Origin of the sequence: Bradyrhizobium sp. SZCCHNRI2009, assembly GCF_032485115.1 — a bacterium.
Lineage (GTDB): Bacteria > Pseudomonadota > Alphaproteobacteria > Rhizobiales > Xanthobacteraceae > Bradyrhizobium.
On the sequence record NZ_JAUEUH010000004.1, the window covers coordinates 358,438 to 375,678 of the forward strand.

The 17,241-nt window shown below is 65.0% G+C and carries 17 protein-coding genes; 9 read left to right on the forward strand and 8 right to left on the reverse strand.

What is annotated here, in order from left to right:
* Nucleotides 1–68 precede the first annotated feature (68 nt).
* The gene (locus tag QX041_RS16760) at nucleotides 69–311 is read left to right on the forward strand and encodes a hypothetical protein (protein ID WP_315713314.1); all 243 of its coding nucleotides are present in this window, start codon (nucleotides 69–71) and stop codon (nucleotides 309–311) included.
* 134 nt (nucleotides 312–445) lie between these two features.
* On the opposite strand, the gene QX041_RS16765 is transcribed toward QX041_RS16760, so the two are convergent.
* A complete protein-coding gene (locus QX041_RS16765; RefSeq protein WP_315752759.1) occupies nucleotides 446–703 on the reverse strand; it encodes a hypothetical protein in 258 nt (85 codons plus the stop codon).
* On the opposite strand from QX041_RS16765, the gene QX041_RS16770 reads away from it, so the two are divergent.
* From QX041_RS16770 to QX041_RS16785, 4 genes are all read left to right on the forward strand, one after another.
* On the forward strand, nucleotides 696–2,903 hold the full coding sequence (locus QX041_RS16770; RefSeq protein WP_316166002.1) for an arylsulfatase: 2,208 nt from the start codon (nucleotides 696–698) through the stop codon (nucleotides 2,901–2,903). The genes QX041_RS16765 and QX041_RS16770 overlap by 8 nt on opposite strands.
* Before the next feature lie 413 nt (nucleotides 2,904–3,316).
* Nucleotides 3,317–4,318: a transporter gene (locus tag QX041_RS16775; RefSeq protein WP_316166003.1), complete on the forward strand. Its 1,002-nt coding sequence runs from the start codon at nucleotides 3,317–3,319 to the stop codon at nucleotides 4,316–4,318.
* A 150-nt stretch (nucleotides 4,319–4,468) separates the two neighbouring features.
* The gene (locus QX041_RS16780) at nucleotides 4,469–5,089 is read left to right on the forward strand and encodes a CAP domain-containing protein (RefSeq protein WP_316166004.1); all 621 of its coding nucleotides are present in this window, start codon (nucleotides 4,469–4,471) and stop codon (nucleotides 5,087–5,089) included.
* Between the two features lie 170 nt (nucleotides 5,090–5,259).
* On the forward strand, nucleotides 5,260–5,613 hold the full coding sequence (locus QX041_RS16785) for a hypothetical protein (protein ID WP_315713304.1): 354 nt from the start codon (nucleotides 5,260–5,262) through the stop codon (nucleotides 5,611–5,613).
* 69 nt (nucleotides 5,614–5,682) lie between these two features.
* Here QX041_RS16785 and QX041_RS16790 read toward each other — a convergent pair whose 3' ends face one another.
* Nucleotides 5,683–6,408 (reverse strand): Crp/Fnr family transcriptional regulator, encoded by a 726-nt coding sequence (locus QX041_RS16790; protein ID WP_315825221.1) that lies wholly within the window; start codon nucleotides 6,406–6,408, stop codon nucleotides 5,683–5,685.
* A gap of 123 nt (nucleotides 6,409–6,531) precedes the next feature.
* Here QX041_RS16790 and QX041_RS16795 point away from each other — a divergent pair, with 123 nt between their 5' ends.
* Nucleotides 6,532–6,768: a hypothetical protein gene (locus QX041_RS16795; RefSeq protein ID WP_316166005.1), complete on the forward strand. Its 237-nt coding sequence runs from the start codon at nucleotides 6,532–6,534 to the stop codon at nucleotides 6,766–6,768.
* 6 nt (nucleotides 6,769–6,774) lie between these two features.
* Here the strand turns inward: QX041_RS16795 and QX041_RS16800 are convergent, their stop codons facing one another.
* Nucleotides 6,775–7,380, reverse strand: coding sequence for a TetR/AcrR family transcriptional regulator (locus QX041_RS16800; protein WP_315825219.1), 606 nt, complete (start codon nucleotides 7,378–7,380; stop codon nucleotides 6,775–6,777).
* A 181-nt stretch (nucleotides 7,381–7,561) separates the two neighbouring features.
* On the opposite strand from QX041_RS16800, the gene QX041_RS16805 reads away from it, so the two are divergent.
* Together QX041_RS16805 and QX041_RS16810 are read left to right on the forward strand one after the other, a co-directional pair.
* On the forward strand, nucleotides 7,562–7,852 hold the full coding sequence (locus tag QX041_RS16805; RefSeq protein ID WP_315713297.1) for a hypothetical protein: 291 nt from the start codon (nucleotides 7,562–7,564) through the stop codon (nucleotides 7,850–7,852).
* A 122-nt stretch (nucleotides 7,853–7,974) separates the two neighbouring features.
* Nucleotides 7,975–8,538, forward strand: a complete 564-nt coding sequence (locus QX041_RS16810) for an HXXEE domain-containing protein (protein WP_316166006.1) — start codon at nucleotides 7,975–7,977, stop codon at nucleotides 8,536–8,538.
* A 10-nt stretch (nucleotides 8,539–8,548) separates the two neighbouring features.
* Here QX041_RS16810 and QX041_RS16815 read toward each other — a convergent pair whose 3' ends face one another.
* From QX041_RS16815 to QX041_RS16830, 4 genes are all read right to left on the reverse strand, one after another.
* Nucleotides 8,549–9,724 carry a PepSY-associated TM helix domain-containing protein gene (locus QX041_RS16815; RefSeq protein WP_316166008.1) on the reverse strand — a complete coding sequence of 392 codons (1,176 nt, stop codon included), beginning with the start codon at nucleotides 9,722–9,724 and terminating at the stop codon, nucleotides 8,549–8,551.
* Between the two features lie 17 nt (nucleotides 9,725–9,741).
* Entirely contained in the window at nucleotides 9,742–12,042 is a 2,301-nt protein-coding gene (locus QX041_RS16820; protein ID WP_316166009.1) for a TonB-dependent siderophore receptor, read from the reverse strand.
* A 349-nt stretch (nucleotides 12,043–12,391) separates the two neighbouring features.
* A complete protein-coding gene (locus tag QX041_RS16825; protein WP_316166010.1) occupies nucleotides 12,392–13,843 on the reverse strand; it encodes a HAMP domain-containing sensor histidine kinase in 1,452 nt (483 codons plus the stop codon).
* 249 nt (nucleotides 13,844–14,092) lie between these two features.
* On the reverse strand, nucleotides 14,093–15,652 hold the full coding sequence (locus QX041_RS16830; protein ID WP_316166011.1) for a serine hydrolase: 1,560 nt from the start codon (nucleotides 15,650–15,652) through the stop codon (nucleotides 14,093–14,095).
* A gap of 134 nt (nucleotides 15,653–15,786) precedes the next feature.
* Between QX041_RS16830 and QX041_RS16835 the strand changes: the two genes are divergently transcribed.
* A complete protein-coding gene (locus tag QX041_RS16835; protein WP_410051874.1) occupies nucleotides 15,787–16,287 on the forward strand; it encodes a hypothetical protein in 501 nt (166 codons plus the stop codon).
* A 9-nt stretch (nucleotides 16,288–16,296) separates the two neighbouring features.
* Here the strand turns inward: QX041_RS16835 and QX041_RS16840 are convergent, their stop codons facing one another.
* Nucleotides 16,297–17,031, reverse strand: a complete 735-nt coding sequence (locus tag QX041_RS16840) for an alpha/beta hydrolase (RefSeq protein WP_315752769.1) — start codon at nucleotides 17,029–17,031, stop codon at nucleotides 16,297–16,299.
* Nucleotides 17,032–17,241 lie beyond the last annotated feature (210 nt).

A 17,241-nucleotide genomic window follows, 5' to 3' on the forward strand; every position in this document is an offset into this window, starting at 1 on the left:
CTTGACCTGCATCAAGGTGTGCCTCCCGGAGGGGCCGATAATGAGCTTTCCGATGGGAGGATGCCAAGATGAAATTATCAGTTGCCCTGACAGGGCTGTTGCTGGTGACGGGGTTCGTAGCCGCGAGCACCGAAAGGGCAAGTGCCGTGGTGTATTGTCAGTATGTCGAGTATCCCGTCGGCTGCGTCGTCAGGCCCGGCGTCGTGCTGCGGCCCCGCCCGGTGGCGCGCGCCGTGGTGGCCCCAGGCGTGCGCGTGCGGGGAACGCCGATGAATCGAGGCGGGCCGGTTAATCGCGTCGGCAGACGCTAGAATTATAGAATTATCGCTCTCCGCGAGCCGGTTGGGCCGGCCGAACGTCATTGCCCGCGCCGATGATCGCGGTTTGCGGGCAGGATCGTTCCGGCAGCGAGAAGCCGTGTCAATTGTGTCATTTGTCAATTGTCTCATCCAAAGGCCGTGATCATGAAGCGAATGAAGTTGGCTGCGTCGGTGCTGTCGTTGACGACGCTACTCGTGCTTCCAGCATTGGCCCAACAGTCGGCGCCGCCGAGTGCTGTGTTGCCGACCGAGCGATCGGTTCTGCCGATTCCTGAACCGAACCCTCCACACAGCACCGTATTCGATGCGCGCGATGCGCCGCCGCCGCCGCGGTTTGAAGTCAAGGCGCCGGCCGGTGCACCCAATGTACTGATCGTGCTCATTGACGACATGGGCTTCGGCCAGTCGAGCGCATTTGGCGGCCCGATCAGGATGCCGACGGTCGACCGCCTCGCCAACGAGGGTCTCCGCTACAACGAGTTTCACACCACGGCGCTTTGTTCGCCGACCCGCGCGGCGCTGCTCAGCGGCCGCAACCATCACATGAACAATTTCGGTTCGATCGCGGAAACCGCGACGTCCTTCCCGGGACAGACCGGTCAGCGTCCCAACAATGTCGCGTCCGTCGCGGAGATGCTGCGGTTGAACGGCTACAGCACGGCGCATTTCGGCAAAAATCACGAGACCGCGGCATGGGAGGTCAGTCCCTCTGGCCCGACCGACCGCTGGCCTACGCGCCAGGGCTTCGACAAGTTCTATGGCTTCATGGGCGGCGAAACCAATCAATGGGCGCCGCTGATCTACGATGGCATGACCCAGGTTGAGCCGTCGAAGGACCCGAACTATCATTTCATGACCGACATGACCGACAAGGCGATCGACTGGATGCGGTCGGAGAAATCGCTGACGCCGGACAAGCCGTTCTTCATGTATTTTGCACCCGGCGCCACCCATGCCCCGCATCAGGTGCCCAAAGAATGGATCGCCAAGTACAAGGGCAAGTTCGATCAGGGCTGGGACAAGCTGCGCGAGGAGACGTTGGCGCGGCAGATCAAGCTCGGCGTGGTGCCACCCGATACCAAGCTCGCCCCGAAGCCGGACGCCATCCAGGACTGGGACAAGCTGAGCGCTGACGAGAAGAAGTTGTTCGTGCGCCAGATGGAAGTATTCGCCGGATTTGGCGAATACACCGACACCGAGATCGGCCGCCTGATCGACGCCATCAAGACAACGGGCCAACTCGACAATACGTTGATCTTCTACATCGTCGGCGACAACGGCGCGAGTGCCGAAGGCGGCGCGAACGGCCTGTACAACGAGATGACCTATTTCAATGGAGTGCAGGAAACCGTCCAGGACGTCTTGAAGCACTATGACGAACTCGGCGGTCCCAACACCTACGGCCATTACGCGGCCGGCTGGGCGGTCGCTGGCGACACTCCGTTTACCTGGACCAAGCAAGTGGCCTCGAGCTATGGCGGCACCCGCAACGGCATGGTCGTCCATTGGCCGAAGGGGATCGCGGCGAAAGGTGAGCTTCGTCCGCAGTGGCATCACGTCATCGACATCGTGCCGACCATTCTCGAAGCAGCGAAACTGCCTGAGCCCAAGAGCGTAAATGGAACGGTCCAGACTCCCATTGAAGGGGTAAGCATGGCCTACAGCTTTGCCGACGCCAAGGCGCCGAGCAGGCATGTGACGCAGTATTTCGAAATCTTCGGCAACCGCGCGATCTACAGCGACGGCTGGCTTGCCGGCACGGTGCACCGGGCGGCCTGGGAAACCAAGCCGCGGCGGCCGCTCCAGCAGGATATCTGGGAGCTTTACGATGCGCGATCGGACTTCAGCCTGAGCAACGATCTGGCTGCCAAAAATCCGGACAAGCTGAAGGAGATGCAGGAGCTGTTCCTGAAGGAAGCAGTGAAATACAACGTGCTGCCGCTCGACGACCGCACCCTGGAGCGCACCAACGCGGCGCTGGTCGGACGTCCCGACCTGATGGCGGGCCGCACCAGCCTGACGGTCTACGAAGGCATGATCGGGATGACGGAGAATGTCTTCATCAACCTGAAGAACCAATCGCACGCCATTACTGCCGATCTGGACATCCCGAAGGGCGGAGCCAATGGCGTCATCATCGCTCAGGCCGGACGGTTCGGTGGCTGGACCTTCTACCTGAAGGACGGCAAGCCGACCTACACGTATAATTTTCTCGGTCTGCAGCGATACACCGTAACCGCCAAGCAGGCTCTTCCGGCAGGCAAAGCCGCACTGCGCTTTGAGTTCGCTTATGACGGTGGCGGCCTGGGCAAGGGGGGCGTGGGTACGATCCTCGTGAACGGAAAGACCGTCGCGACCGGCCGGATCGAACGAACCCAATGCTGCTTCTACTCCGCGGACGAAGGCGCAGACGTCGGTGCCGATGAAGGCACGCCTGTTACCGAGGCCTACAAGGTGCCGTTCAAGTTCACAGGGAAGATCGGCAAGGTGACGATCGATCTAGTGGGTATGAAGAAGGCCGACAATGAAGAAGCCGTCCAGGCCCGCAAGGCAGCGGCTTTGAAGAAAGGACTGTCCGATTGATGCGCTCTTCGTGCTCGCCAGGTCAGTGATCGGTCCCTTGAGAAGGAGCGTGCAATGCAAATAGCCAATCTGGCGACGATCCTTCTGGCTTCAAGCTGAGGGGGGCGTCGGGCAAAATGCAAGCACCGTGGAGCCGAGGTTCTCGGGTGGAAGTTCCGGATCAAGACGCTTGAGAAAGATCTGACCGAGGTACCCAGAAGTGGCATCGCTACGATCATGTCGGACGAGTTTTTCAATGTCTACGACAAGACCGGACGGGGGATGAGCGACTACAAGCCGTAGTCGTCGACGACAACTCAGGCATGCCGCCTGAAATGGGAGCGTTGGGGGGATTACGATTGCAGCGCGATAGATCGGGACGCAGGTCCGGCTTCCTGCGATTGTGGCTGAGCGGCGTTTTCGCGTCCGCCGCGTTGGCTTCTTTTTCGCCTCTGGTCGCCCATGCCGATGAGAGCGGCATCTCGTTCTGGCTGCCGGGATTGTACGGCAGCCTCGCCGCAACGCCTGCCACGCCGGGCTGGTCGGTGGCTGCCATCTACTACCATACGAGCGTGGGTGCCTCAGGCGCGGCCGCGGCGTCGCGCGAGTTCCAGGTCGGACGATTTTCTCCAACCGTCAACATCGATCTCAATCTGGCTTTGCGCGGCCAGGCCGATCTGATGTTCATCGCGCCGACCTACACGTTTGCGACGCCGGTACTCGGCGGCCAGTTGTCGGCGACGCTGGCCAGCGTCTACGGCAGAAATTCCGCGAGCATCGCTGGTACGTTGACGACGGTTGCCGGTCCGATCGTCAGCACGCGCACCGGATTCCTCGAAGACGCACTCGTCTCTTACGGAGATCTCTATCCGACCGTGAAGCTGAAGTGGAATAACGGCGTCCACAACACCATGGTCTACGGCGCCGGCGATATTCCCGTCGGCGACTACAGTCGGAACCGGCTGGCCAACATCGGCATCGGTCACGGCGCCATCGACCTTGGCGGCGGCTACACTTATTTGAACCCGGTGACCGGCACGGAATTTTCGGCCGTCGGGGGCTTGACCTACAATTTCAAGAATCCCGATACCCGGTACCAGAGCGGCATCGATTTCCATCTCGACTGGGGCGTGTCGCAGTTCCTGTCGAAGCAGGTCTTCGTCGGTTTCGTTGGCTACGCCTATCAGCAGATTACCGACGACTTCGGTCAGCCCGCCGCTCTCGGCGGCTTCCGCTCGCGCGTCCTCGGCGTTGGCCCGCAGATCGGATATATTTTCCAGATCGGCAGCAATCAGGCGTTCCTGGGGCTGAAGGGATATGGCGAGTTCGACGCCGCCAACCGGCCGTCGGGCTGGAACACGTGGCTGACGTTCTCGATCTCGGAGGCCGCGCCCGCCAGCACGATTGCGCCGACTTGGCACAAAGTGTCGAAATAGAATAGAGAAGTATCGACCACCCGCATTGGACTGAATTCCGGCATTGTCATATCGGGTGGTTCCGCGGCGGTCCAGCACGTCCGTCGCTTCGGATCAAAGCGGGATCGAGCGACCGTTACCTACTCCGGATTGATGAGCACGTGTCCTAGCATGCGGGAGCTTCGTTTCACGTTGCGCGGCTTTCGCGCGGTTTTGGTTGCAGCGCTGCTGGCGCTGTCGGCCCATGCGGCATTTGCCGGCGACTCCGCGCCGGCCGATCAGATCTCGGCGTTTCGGCTCGCGCATGGCGAAGGCCGCGTGACGCGCGACGCGACGCTCGACCGCATCGCGATGGAGCAAGCGCGCGCGATGGCCGACAAGGACGATCTCAGCCACGAGGTGCTCGGTCCCTTCACCCGCCGTGTGGCTCCGTCGAAGGCCGGCCGTGCGGCCGAGAACATCGCCTATGGCTACGACAATTTCGACAAGACGCTGGGGCAGTGGATCAACTCGGCGGGGCACCGCAAGAACCTGCTGCTTCCCAAGGCGACCAAGGTCGGCATCGCCAGCGCAAAGAACGCCAGCGGCAAGCGGACCTATTGGGCGATGGTGATCGCGGGCGACTACGAGACCGACAGGCCGAAGGGCAAGGCCAAGGCCGTCGTCGCGCAGGCCGCGACCCGATCCGCGAAAGGCGACGCCAAGCCGGCGACGCGCTGGAGCGCCAAGCCGCCGGCGTCCGCCTCCAAGGACTGCCACCTCAGCATCAAGGTGATCGGTCTCTGCATCTGAGTGCGGGGATCCGTGGGCCTCGGCTGGACGCCACGCCTGCCGCGCGATCACGGCGTTGTGCGAACAGCGCACGTTGTCGGGGTGAGCTTTATCAGATATACAATCAATGGTTGTCTTTTGGGCAGCCACTATTGTGAAGATTTTTCATCTCATTTTGTAAGGAGACAATCATGGCAGTCATTGAGCAGACCTCGGCCACCAGCACCAATCCGCAGACCGTCTCGGCGTCCTACCAATGGTCGCTCACGTCCTACGAGGAGCAGGGCAATCTGTGGCTCAAGTGGAGCACGAACTCGCCGTTCCGCGCGCAGCAGGGGCAGATCTCCGTCTACAGCGGCAGCAGCTTCCCCTCCGATCCTCAGAAGGACCGCAAGGCCTGGTCGTGGGACAACGAGCACGGCGGCGGCTCGGGATGGGACACGGGCTTGCGCTACGGCTCCGACTGGCACTGCGCCTGGATCGCCGAGAAGAGCCCGAACGGGCCCTACGCCTACGTGGTCAAGCTCATCACCAAGGTCGCCTGAGCTGACGCGCGCAACCGTTAAAGGTGGGAGTCGCGAGCCCACGTGAGTGGCCGCGCTGAGACCTGTGCCTCAGCGCGGCTGCTTCTTCAGGTGCAGATAGCTGGGATCGAACTCGCCGATCGCGCATAGCCGCGTCCAGTCGTGTACCGTCAGCAGGCCGCTGCGGAAATCGACAGCGCGGCTGGCGCGCAGCTCGACCAGCGTGCGGTTGACCGTCGCGATCGCGATGCCCAGTGCCTCGCCAAGCTGCACCAGGCTGACCGGCAGCCGCAACTGATCGTGCCGGACATGGCCGAGCGCGCGGGCGCGATAGAACAGCTCGCAGAACATGTGCGCCATGCGCGCCGGCTTGCTCCGCGCGCTGTTGTTGGTGATGGCCTCGCGGAAGATCGACGCATCGATCAGCGTCTCGCGCCAGATCGCAAAGCCGAGCGTCGGCCGCCGGCTGATCGCGCGGGTCAGCTCCTTGTGCGCAACGCTCGCCACCACCGCCGGCCCGATCGCGCAGACGGCGTGATCCATGCAGTCGAGGAAGATCGACTGGGCGTCGGGCCAGTCACCGGGCATGTGAAAGGAGAGATACTGCCGCTGCCCGCCGGACAGCAGGTGATAGCGCGCCACCCATCCGGAGATCACGACGACGGAACGGTCCGGCTCGTCGCCCTGGCGGATGAGGTCCTCCTGATCGGCGAGCTCGCGCAAAGCGGAGCTGAAATTCCGGATCTCGGCGATGTCCTCGCCGGACAGTTTCGAATGCTCCCTGAGCTTGTTGGTGACGATCCGGTCCGCATCCATGAAAATCCTACCGTCCGGGCGGGGTTGCGTATCAAATGAGACGACGGAGCCGGCGTTACCGACTAAGGTCGCCGTCAGCAGATGCGGTCGAAGGTTGCCGGTCGCCGCATCGGGAGAACAGCCGTGCCCCACATCGCGTTCCTCAACCGGCTCCGCCGATTGTTCGGTGGCACGGGGCCGCATATCGAGACCATCGCAGCCGCCCTTGCCGACGGCCGCATCAAGCAGCCGGCTCATCCGATGTCGGATCAGGAGCTGTCGCGCGCCATCCGCGAGTTCCAGAGCCGGCCGGCGTCGGAGGAGGCCTTGAGGAAGCTCGCTGAGCGGCTGGAGGCCGCCAAGCCCGACGGCCCCCCGTGACGGCCTTCATGACGATTTGGCGGGATCCGGCTCCAGCAGGAACAGCATCAGCCGCACCAGTTCGTCCTCGAGCTCGCGTGTGCCGACGAGGCGATGTTCGCGCATGACGGCAGCCCGGATCGGGCCCAGCGCAGCGCGGACCAGGATGAAGCGGCGCGCGGCCGGCATCGCTTCGCTCCGCAATCCCACCGTCGCGATCAGCCGTTCGGTCATGCGGTCCACCATCTCGTGCAGCGCCTTCTGCAGCTCCGCGTCGTTGCCCAACAGGACGAGAAGATAGCGCCGCACACGGTGACGGCCGGCGAACGGGGCGAAGCCCTGGCGCACCGCCGCGCGCACGATCGCCTCGCGTCCAAGCCCGCGATGCGCCTCCAGCGCCTCCCCGAACTCCGCCTCCTGTCGAGCGAACTCGCGCAGCACCAGCGCACGCAACAGTGAGGTCTTGTCCCTGAAATAGCTATAGAGCGTGCCGATCGAGAAGCCCGCGCGCTCGGCGATGGCGTTCGTGCTCAGGCCCTTGCCGCCGCCGCTCTGCAGAAGTTGAGCGGTTGCCTCGAAAATCACGTCGAGGGTCTGCCGCGTGCGCTTCTGCACCGGGGTTTTTCGAAGCATTTCAGGAGCTTGCTGCACGGTCTGGACCTCGGCTGGCGGACGGGCGAAATCGAGTAGGCGTTGCTGCCGGCTCGGGTTAGATCAGAGCCCGCATGCGGGCGGCCGGACACTGAGTGGATGTGCTCCGGACCGAGCCCGCTTGCGCCGGGCTGAACCTCATTTGAACGAAGGACTGATTGCCATGCTGCGCGTCGCATTCCCGTTTGTCACATTCGTCGCCGTCTCCCAATGTCTTCTGTCGCAGGCCGCGCTGGCCGGCAACCGCGCCGCCGCCGACAGCTGTGCCGCCAAGCTGTCGCCCGTGGCGAAGCAGATCTACGACGTCGCCGCGCCGGCCATCGGCCCGGACAGCGTCGTCAAGGACGTCATCGTGGAGCGTGTCAGGCCGCTGGTGATGGCCGGCAAGTTCGATCGCGACACCGCCCGCGCCAACGCCACGCCGGCCGGCGAATGCCTGGTGCTGCTCAAGTAGGTCGCGCCGCGCCCCGAAAGGTTTGGAGGCTGCGACAGGACATCACGCCGCAGCCTCCCGGCGCGGCGGTGTCCGGGGCAACCCGGCTTGGCAAGATCAGCCGACTCGCGCATCACTCGCTGATGCTGGACCTTCTCTTCCGTCACTGGGTGGCCGGTGCCGTGTTCATGGCCGCAGCGCTGCTGGCGCTGGTACCGCTGCTGGCGGCCGACTGGCCGCTCGCGCTGCTGCTGATCTTCCTGCATTCGCCGGGCTACATGATCCACCAGGTCGAGGAGCACACCGGCGACCGCTTCCGCAGCTTCGTCAACAACGTGATGTTCGGCGGCCGCGAGGCGCTGACCACGATCGACGTGCTCTGGGTCAATTGCGGCGCGGTCTGGGGCATCGACCTGATTGCGCTCTACGTCGCCTGGATCGCCGGCCCGGCCTGGGCGCTGGTCGCGCCCTATCTGATGCTCGTCAACTCGCTCGGCCATATCGGCCCGGCGCTGCGCTTCCGTGGCTACAATCCCGGCCTCGTCACCGGCATCGTGCTGTTCATTCCGCTCGGCCTCGTGACGGTCCTCACCATCCCGGCGACGGCTGCCCAGCACGCCCTCGGCTTCGGCCTGTCGCTGCTGCTGCACGTCATCATCGCGGCCAACGCCATCCGGCGCGCGTCGCATGTCCGCGCCGCAGCCTGAGCGCGCGGCCTCATTCGCCGGGAACGAGCTGGACAGCGCGTGCCGACTGCGTCTGACGCCGCAAGCGCCGCCGCGACAGATAGAGCAGCGTGCCCGTGACGGCGAACAGCGGCATCAGCGCGGCGGCGAGCATGAAGGCGAGCTGGCCGGGCCAGCCGAGAATGCTGCCGCGGTGGATATCCAGGATGCGGGCGAGCACGCGCTCGCCGGTGGTCTTGTCGGCGTAACGCTCGGCCGCGAGCAGACGGCCCGTCGCGCCGTCGATACGGAATTCGTCGCGCCGGCCGTCATGCGCCTCGCTCGGCCAGGCGCGCACGCGCACCGCCGCGCCGGCGCCCGCCGGCAAGGTGAGCTGCATCACCGCGAAGCGATCCCCGATCTGCTCACGCAACGTGGACCAGACCAGATCGAGCGCGACAGGCTTTGCTTCCGCAGACCCGGAGCGACCCTCGCGCGGAGCCTTGCCCGGCATCGGCGCTCCTGATGTCGCCGGCGCGAGCAGCCAGGTCAGGCCGTCCTTGTACCAGGCGTAGGAATAGGACAGCCCGGTCAGCGCGATCACCAGATAGACCGGCAGCACCCATGTGCCGATCACGCTGTGCAGCGAGCGATGCAGGCCGCGGCCGCTCAGTCCGAGCTGCGGCTTCAGCCACAGTGCTGCGCTGCTCGCCCGGCGGGGCCAGCGCAGCACGAGGCCCGTGATCAGCAGCACGACGAGTCCGAGCACGGCGGCGCCGGTGATCTGGCGGCCGGCGCCGTTGCCGTCGCCCGGCAGCAGCAGCCAGCGATGCAGCCTCCGCACGGTGGCGAAGAACGCCTCGCCGCGGGGCTCACCGAGCACGCGGCCGTCATAGGGATCGACCAGCAGCGAGGAGGGCCGGCCGCCATCCTCATTGCGCGCGAAGCGGACGCGCACGGCCGCCAGGGGATCGCGCGACAGCGTGATCGCCGAGACCTTGCCGAGCGCCGGATCAGCCTGCAGCCGCGCCACCAGCTCGGCGGGCGAAAGCGGCGCTTCCGTACGCGGCGCGACGTGGGACAGTTTGGCGTTGAGACCGGCCTGGATCTCGTCCTCGAAACCCATGATCGCGCCGGTGATGCCCAAGAGGGAGAGGATCAGCGCGGCCGCAAGACCCAGGACAGAGTGGATCTGCAGCAGCGCCGGTTTGATGCGGAAGGACGTCACGCACGCTTCTCCTTGGCTCAGAACTTCACCGTCGCCGACAGCGACACCCGCCTCGCATCGCCGACCGCGACGGTCAGCGCGCTGTTGGCCGAGGGGTAGTAGACGTTGTCGAACAGGTTCTTGACGTTGAGCTGGTAGATCACCGGCAGGTTATGGTGCTTGGTCTCGTAGCTCGCGAACACATCGGCGACGACGTAGGACGGCAGCACGAAGCTGTTGGCGGCGTCGCCGGCGCGGTCGCCGACATAGCGCGCGCCGCCGCCGAGCCTGAGCTGGCCCGGCAGCGCCGTGCCGAAATCGTAGACGAGGTAGAGCGAGGCGGTGTTGAGCGCGACGTTCTGCAGGCGGTTGCCGCGATAGACCGGGTCGTCCGTGACCCTGGCATCGGTGTAGCCGTAGCTTCCGATCATGGTCCAGTGCTCGGCGATCTTGCCGGTGACGTCGACCTCGGCGCCGCGCGAGCGCACCTTGCCGGCGGTGGTGTATTCGACGACGTTGCTGGCATTGGTCTGCGACACCAGCACGTTCTGCTTGTCGATGTCGTAGACCGCGACGGTGCCGGACAGCCTCTTGTCGAGATCGAACTTGAAGCCGGTCTCCCACGCCGTGCCTTGCTCCGGTGCGATGTTGGAGCCGAGCACCACGCCGCCCGTGAGCGGCGCGATGGTCGAGTTCGGTTTCAGGCTCTTGGTGTAGCTGGCGTAGAGCGACACCTGCTCGTTGAGCTTGAGGATGGCGCCGCCGAGCGGCAGCACGGTGTCGGCGGCGACGTTGGTATTGGCCTTGAACGGCCGGCCGCGGCCGGCGATCTGCTCGTAGTCCATGTAGCGCACGCCGCCGACGAAGGAGAGCTTGTCGGTGAGATGCAGCGTGTCCTGCACGAACAGCGAATACTGGCCGAGCTTGTCGGTCTGGTCGCTGTCGCTGGCCGAGACCAGCGTGCCGGGTTGGATCAGCCCGTAGACCGGGTTGTAGACATTGAACACGCTCGTGACCTTGTCGCGGATCAGGTCCTGGCGATAGATCGTGCGATATTGCGCGTCGCCGCCGAACAGCACCTCGTTGCGCAGGCCGCCGAGCCAGAAGGCGCCCTGGATGTAGGACGTGCCGTAGCTGACCCGGCTGAGCGAGCCCCAGGTGCCGTCGTTGCTGCGGGTCTCCTCGCCCTTCGCATCGATCGTGGTGATGCGCAGCTGGTTGGCGCTGGAGCTCTCGGTGTTGTAGCTGTAGGCCGCGGTGAGCTTCCAATCGTCGTTGAGCTTCTGCTCGACCGAGGCCTGGACCAGGTCGGACTGCCCCCATGTGTTGTTGAAGGGCTCGTCGAGCCGCCGCGTCGCGGGGATCGCGAGCGGTGCGCCATTTATGAAGGCGGTGCCGCGATCGAACGGGGTGATGAACTCGCGATGCTCGTAGTTGAGCTGGACCGTGGTCGTGTCGCCGTACCAGGCGAGCGACGGCGCCACCAGCATCTCGCGATGGCGGCCGAAATTGCGCCAGTAATCCTCGCTGACGCCGTAGCCGATGAAGCGATAGGCGAGGCCGCCGTCGCCGATCGGGCCGGTGACGTCGATCGTGCCGTCGGCGCCGGTTCTGTTGTTGGCATAGGCCGAGCCGAGCAGCGTCACCGAGCCGTGCTGATAAAGCTCGGGGCGCTTGCTGATGGTGTTGACGATGCCGCCGGGATCCATGATGCCGTAGAGCAGCGAGGCCGGGCCCTTCAGCACCTCGACGCTCTCCACGGCCGCATTGAGGCTGCGGCTCTGCACCAGCGGCAGGCCGTTGCGCATGATCGAGCCGTCGCGGTTGTCGCCGAAGCCGCGACGCATCACCGCGTCCTGCGTGCCGGCGAGCGTGTTGGCCTGGGTGACGCCGCTGATATTGGCGAGCGCGTCGTCGATGTTGCGCGGCAACTGGTCTCTGATCACCTGTTCGGGCACGACATTGACGGATTGCGCGGTGTCGAGCGGCGAGGCGCCGCTGCGCAGCGTGGTCGCGCTCGGCATGGCGCGGTAGTTGAGCTTGGCGGCGTTGAGGAGTACGGCCTCTGCCGCGGCGCGTTCCGCGCGTGTCGGCATCGGCGGCGGCGGCATCGCGCGTCGTGACGGCAGCGCGCGCGCCTGGCGCTGCGGCGCGCTGGCGGCGCTCGCAGGCTTGCGCTTCGGCGCCGGCACGTCGACCGTCACCGGCGGCAGCGTCGCCTGCGCAAACACGGGAGAGGGGGACCAGAGGAGGTCTGCGGTCAGAGCACTCACGAGCGCAATCGCGCCACGCATGCCGGTACGAGCGCGCGCATCGCGCCGGCCTTCACACTTCGTCATCGTCTACTGCACTTCCACGTCGCACCGTTCGAGGGAACGGTCAGCTTGATGCGACGTCTAGCAACGCAGTGCAGCGAAAGACACAACGCGCCGGATTGAATTGCTCTAAGCCATGCGGTGTTGAATTGTTCTAATTGGTTCGGAGATGCGCAGGTCGCGGCGTCTCTGCGGCATTGCGCATTTGATGATCACGATCGACGCGGAGTGATCCATGATCGTGCACGATATGATGCGCGATAAGCGCCCGACCCAAGCTGCGGACGGAGCGCTGGTGGTCTCGTTTTCCGGGACTGCGTGCCGAGGACTCTCAACGCTTGGGTCCGGTCGTTGATGCGGGCGCGCCCCGAGCCTATTGTGCGGCGGTGAGTTCCAGCTCGGCCGGCTTGCCTGGTCCGATCAGCGGAATGTCCAGCGTGATGCGCGTGCCCTGCTGCGGCTGGCTGTCGAGCTCGATGCGGCCGCCGAGTGTGGATGCCACGAGGTTGAAGGCGATGTGCAGGCCGAGGCCGGCATTGCCCTTCTCGCGGCGCGTGGTGAAGAACGGGTCGAACACCCGCCCGCGAACCTGGTCGCGCATGCCGACGCCCTGATCGGCGCAGACGATGCGCACCGAATCGTCGCCGGGCTGTGCGACCTCCACGGTGAAGACGCCGCTGATGTCGCCGGGATAGGCATGCGTCGCCGCATTGAAGGCGAGGATGCTGATGACCTGTCCGAGTGCACCGGGATAGCTGGTGAGCACGATGCCCTCCGGGCAAGAGAGCACGACCGTCAGGCCCTGGCGCATCAACAGCGGGCGGAGCTTGGTGACGTGATCGGTCATCCAGCTCTGCAGCTCGAAGGTCTGCAGCGCCTCGTTGGCCTGGTCGACGGCGACCTGCTTGAAGCTGTGTACCATCTCGGAGGCGCGGTGCAGGCTCTGCGTCGTCAAATGCAGGCCCTGCTGCAGCCGAGCGACGCCCCTCGCCAGATCCGAGCGCCGCACCGGGCCGCCGCCAAGCATGCGCGCGATCGCCTCGACGTCGTCTTCCATCGCCGTCGACGTGGTCAGCGCCAGCCCGAGCGGCGTGCTGACCTCGTGGCCGACACCGGCGACGAGCTGGCCGAGCGAGGCCAGCTTCTCCGCCTGCACCAGATGGGCCTGCGTGGCATGCAGATCGCGCAGCGAGGCCTCGGAGCGCTCCTTCTCCCGCTGCAGCGCCTCCGCGGTGCGGAACTGCTTGCGCGCCTGGTACTCGCGCGCGCCGACGGCATAGAGCGAGAGCAGGCAGGCATTGCCGACCAGCGAATGATCGATGAAGCGCAGGCCGGGCGGCAGCGGCTCGGTCGCAAGACTCTCGGCCACCGCCAGCGCGCTCCAGCTCGTTGCACAGAAGATCGCGTAGGAGCCGGTGCGCAACGGCAGCATGGTGGAGACGAACAGGATGACGATGATCATGCCGGCCGCGGAGTAAGTGAAGCCCGACGGCAGCACCCAGTAGATCGTCGGCAGCACGCAACCGGGGATCACGCAATAGACCAGGTGAATCGGCTCGGCCCATCGGCGCGCCGGCGTCGACAGCAAAGCCGTCAGCGGCAGCAGCACCAGCGCGGCGGTCCCGCCGCGGATCGCGAACGTGGTCGGCACGATCTCGGGATAGAGCACCCAGTCCCACAGCGTGTAGCCGGCAAAGGTGAGGGCGCCGAGCAGCATCGCGATCTGCGTCCAGCCGGTGCTGCCGCGGACGTAATGGTCGACGAAACGCCGCTCCTCGACGGTATCCTCGAAACGGAGACCCAGACGCTCCAGCAATCTCAACATTATGCCACCGCAATCGAAAAACGATCCCCCGCCGCGGAGTGAGAGCCTCGGCGGGAGGGCAGACATACACGAGATGATCTGTTTGAGAAAACGACGGGAGATCGCATCCGCCGCCCGCGGCACGCAGAGCGCTATGAGAACTGTTCCAATTCTCGCCGTGCGGCATGTCTCCGCCCAGCCGAACGGAGCCGATCAGTGCTGCAGCATTTGCGCTCGACTTTCGTCAGGCCGCGCAGAGCCGCCGAGGACTCATGGCGCCGCATGACCCTCGACCACTACGTCCTTGCCGTAGCGGCCCTTCGTTCGGAACGTCACCTTGTCGCCGTCGAAGCTGAGCCGCCAATTGCGCTCCTCGCCCTGGCCAATGAACTGGGCGTCGATCATGAAGGTCGTGGCGTCGATCCAGCTGCCCTTCATGGCCCGGTAGGTGAAGGGCTGCCAGGGATGGGGCGGCGCGGTCTTGCGATAGAGGCCATCGAGGCCGATCGGGCTCTGCAGATGCACCGTGCCTCCGGCGCGGTCCCGCGAGGGGATGTCCCAGGTGACCTGCGGTTCCGGTCCCGTGAGGTCCAGCTTGATCGTGTTGATGCCGAGCGGGCCGGGCGGGAAGCTGTAGGTCTTGCCCGAGATGGAAGCCGCCATCTCCGGCACGGCTCCGACCGGGCCTCGGGTTTCCGTCGCGACCTCGCGGACATCAGCGGCGAGCGCGGCTGCCGCTTCCGGCGCCGCAGGCAGGGCGCTGTCAGATGTCACAGTCGCCGAAATGGTGTTGGCGAGCTTGCGGAATGGACAGAACTCGCGCGCGGTCATCACCGCCACGATGTCGCGGTCGGGCAGTACCATGATGACCTGGCAGTGGTAGCCGACCGCCATGAACACGTGTTTGTCCGGCAGGGCCCAGAACTGATCGGCGTAGGAGAGCCCCGGATCGAACTTCGCATTCATGCTGACGGTGGCGTGGTTGACGGCTTCGATCCAGTCCGGCGGCAGCAATTGCTGCTCGCCCCAGCGGCCGCGCCGCAGATAGAGGTAGCCGATCTTCGCCATGTCGCGCGGCTTCAGCGCCAGCCCGAAACCGCCGGCGGAAATTCCCTGGGCATCCTTGAACCAGGCGTGCTCGGTGATCCCGAGCGGCCCAAACAGCCTCTCCTTGGCGAAGTCCTCCGCGCTCTTGCCGGTGAGCTTCGTGACGATCGCGGAGAGCAGATGCGAGTTGCCGCTGTTGTAGTAGAACGTCTCGCCGGGCGCTTGCGCCATCGGCCTGTCGAGGATGTACTGCACCCAATCCGGACTCCGGCCCATCTCGTAGAGGGATGTCTCGGCGCCGCCGCTATAACCCTCGTCCCAGTCGAACCCGGAGGTCATGTTGAGCAGGTGCTGCACCGTGAGCGCCTGCTTGCGCGCGTCGACATTGTCGATCTTGCGGTCCTTGAAGAAGTCGAGCACCGGATGATCGAGACTGTCGAGCACGCCGTCCTTGAGCAGCATCGCAATCAGCGTCGAGACCACGGCTTTGGTCGCGGAATTGATGATGTGCGGCTCGTCGGCGTTGTACGGCGCATAGGACGCATCGAGCACGACCCGGCCGTGGCGCGCGATCAGCAGGCTGTCGAACCTCATCGCCTTACCGGAAGCGACGAGTTTTGCGAGGGCCGCCGAATCCATCCCTTCGTCCTCAGGCGTGGCGGTCGCCCAGTCGGATTGAGGAAAGCGGGCGAGGCTCAAGTCCTCGGCGAAGGCTGCGCTGGAGAAGAGCCGGGCCACCAGCAGCGCCGAGAACAACCAAAGTCCGGTCTTGAGACGCGCCATGTCGAATGTCTCCGATGAGCGACTTTCAGGTTATGGTATCAGAGGACCGCAATCCATCAAAGATTGTGTGATAGCCGGCGCGCACGTCGAAGAGCCGGCCCATTGCTCGGGCGTAGATTGAGATGAGGATTGAAGTGACCATGCAGGCCGGCATACTTCGACGTTTTCATGACGTTTTTCTTGGTGTTGCATTTGCCGTCGCGGCTCTGCTCACGGTCCTGGCGCGACCTGCTTCGGCCGAAGGCGAACGCGTGATCGCGGTGCCCGAGCTGCATGCGATGACGCCCGAGGCGGGAGATGATGCCGCCCTTCTGACGAGCGCGCTACGCGCTCGATTCCGCGCAATGCCGTCGCTCCGGGTCGTCGAAGAGCCTGTCCCGATGGCAAGCCCAGGTCATCCGGATATTCTGCTGCCGCAATTCGAGAAATCGCGAGATCTGCACTTTGATCTCGTGCTGGTCGGCAATGCCGCGCTCCTCAGCGATGGCCGTCACAAAGTTTCGCTTCGGATTTGGAACGTCGAGAAGCAAACTCAACTCCTCGGGCAACAATACGTGTTTCGCGCATACCCCGGCCACGAGCAGGAGATTGCCAATGTAATCGGCGATGCGCTGGTCTCAGCCCTGTCGCAATAGGACTGGTGCTCATTCCGCCCAATACGCCCGCAGCACGGCCGCGATGCTCTGCGGCCGCTCGACGATGCTCCAGTGGCCGGCGTCCGGCTCGACATGAAGCCGCGCGCCGTGCGCTTGCGCGAACCGGCTGAGCGTGTCGAGCGGCACGAACGGATCCTGTGTGCCCGAGATCACCAGTCCACGCCGCGGCAGCTGTTCGAGCCGCGCGATCCAGTCGCCCTTGAAGCACAGCCCGTCGGCGGAGCGATACAGCGCGAGGATCGCCCGGCGCATCGGAGCCTGCCATGCCGTGGCTTCGCGCGCCGCCAGCTCCGATGGCAATCCGCTCTGCCGGAACATCCGTGCCATGGCAGCTTGCGACGACACCGCCATGAAGATCTCGCCGAGCACGGGCGTATTCCAGATCCGCGCGATGCGATGTCCCCGATAGTCCGGATCGAGTGCGCCGCCAGCGACCGCCCAGGAGCGCACCAGCCCCGGCCGCAGCGATGCCGCGCGCAGCACCAGCAGCGCGCCCCAATCATGCCCGACCAGGTCGAGCGGCCCGACCGCCGCATGCTGCGCTTCCAGCAGCGCGACCAGCCAGTCGGCGTAGGCGTCCTTGGTGCAGGCGAAGCCCGGAGGTGCATCGCCGTCGAAGCCGGGCAGGGCAGGCACTGCCACGGTCTCGCCGAGCGCCGCGATCAGCGGGCCCCAGATTGCGGGCGTGTCCGGCACGCCGTGGACGAAGATGCGGTTTGTCATGAGGTCATGGTACCACACGCTCGATCTTCGTATTCGACGAAATTTCCTCTTTCCTTTTTTCAGAAAACGTGCTTCTCTACGTCATCCCGCCTCATCGAAGAGGGGCGTACGCGTCGTCACGATACGTGGAGTGCGGGGAGCGATGGCCGTGAGGCGCCGGTGGACGACCGGCGTTTTGCGGACGGCGAAGTCGTGTGGTCCTGGCCTCCC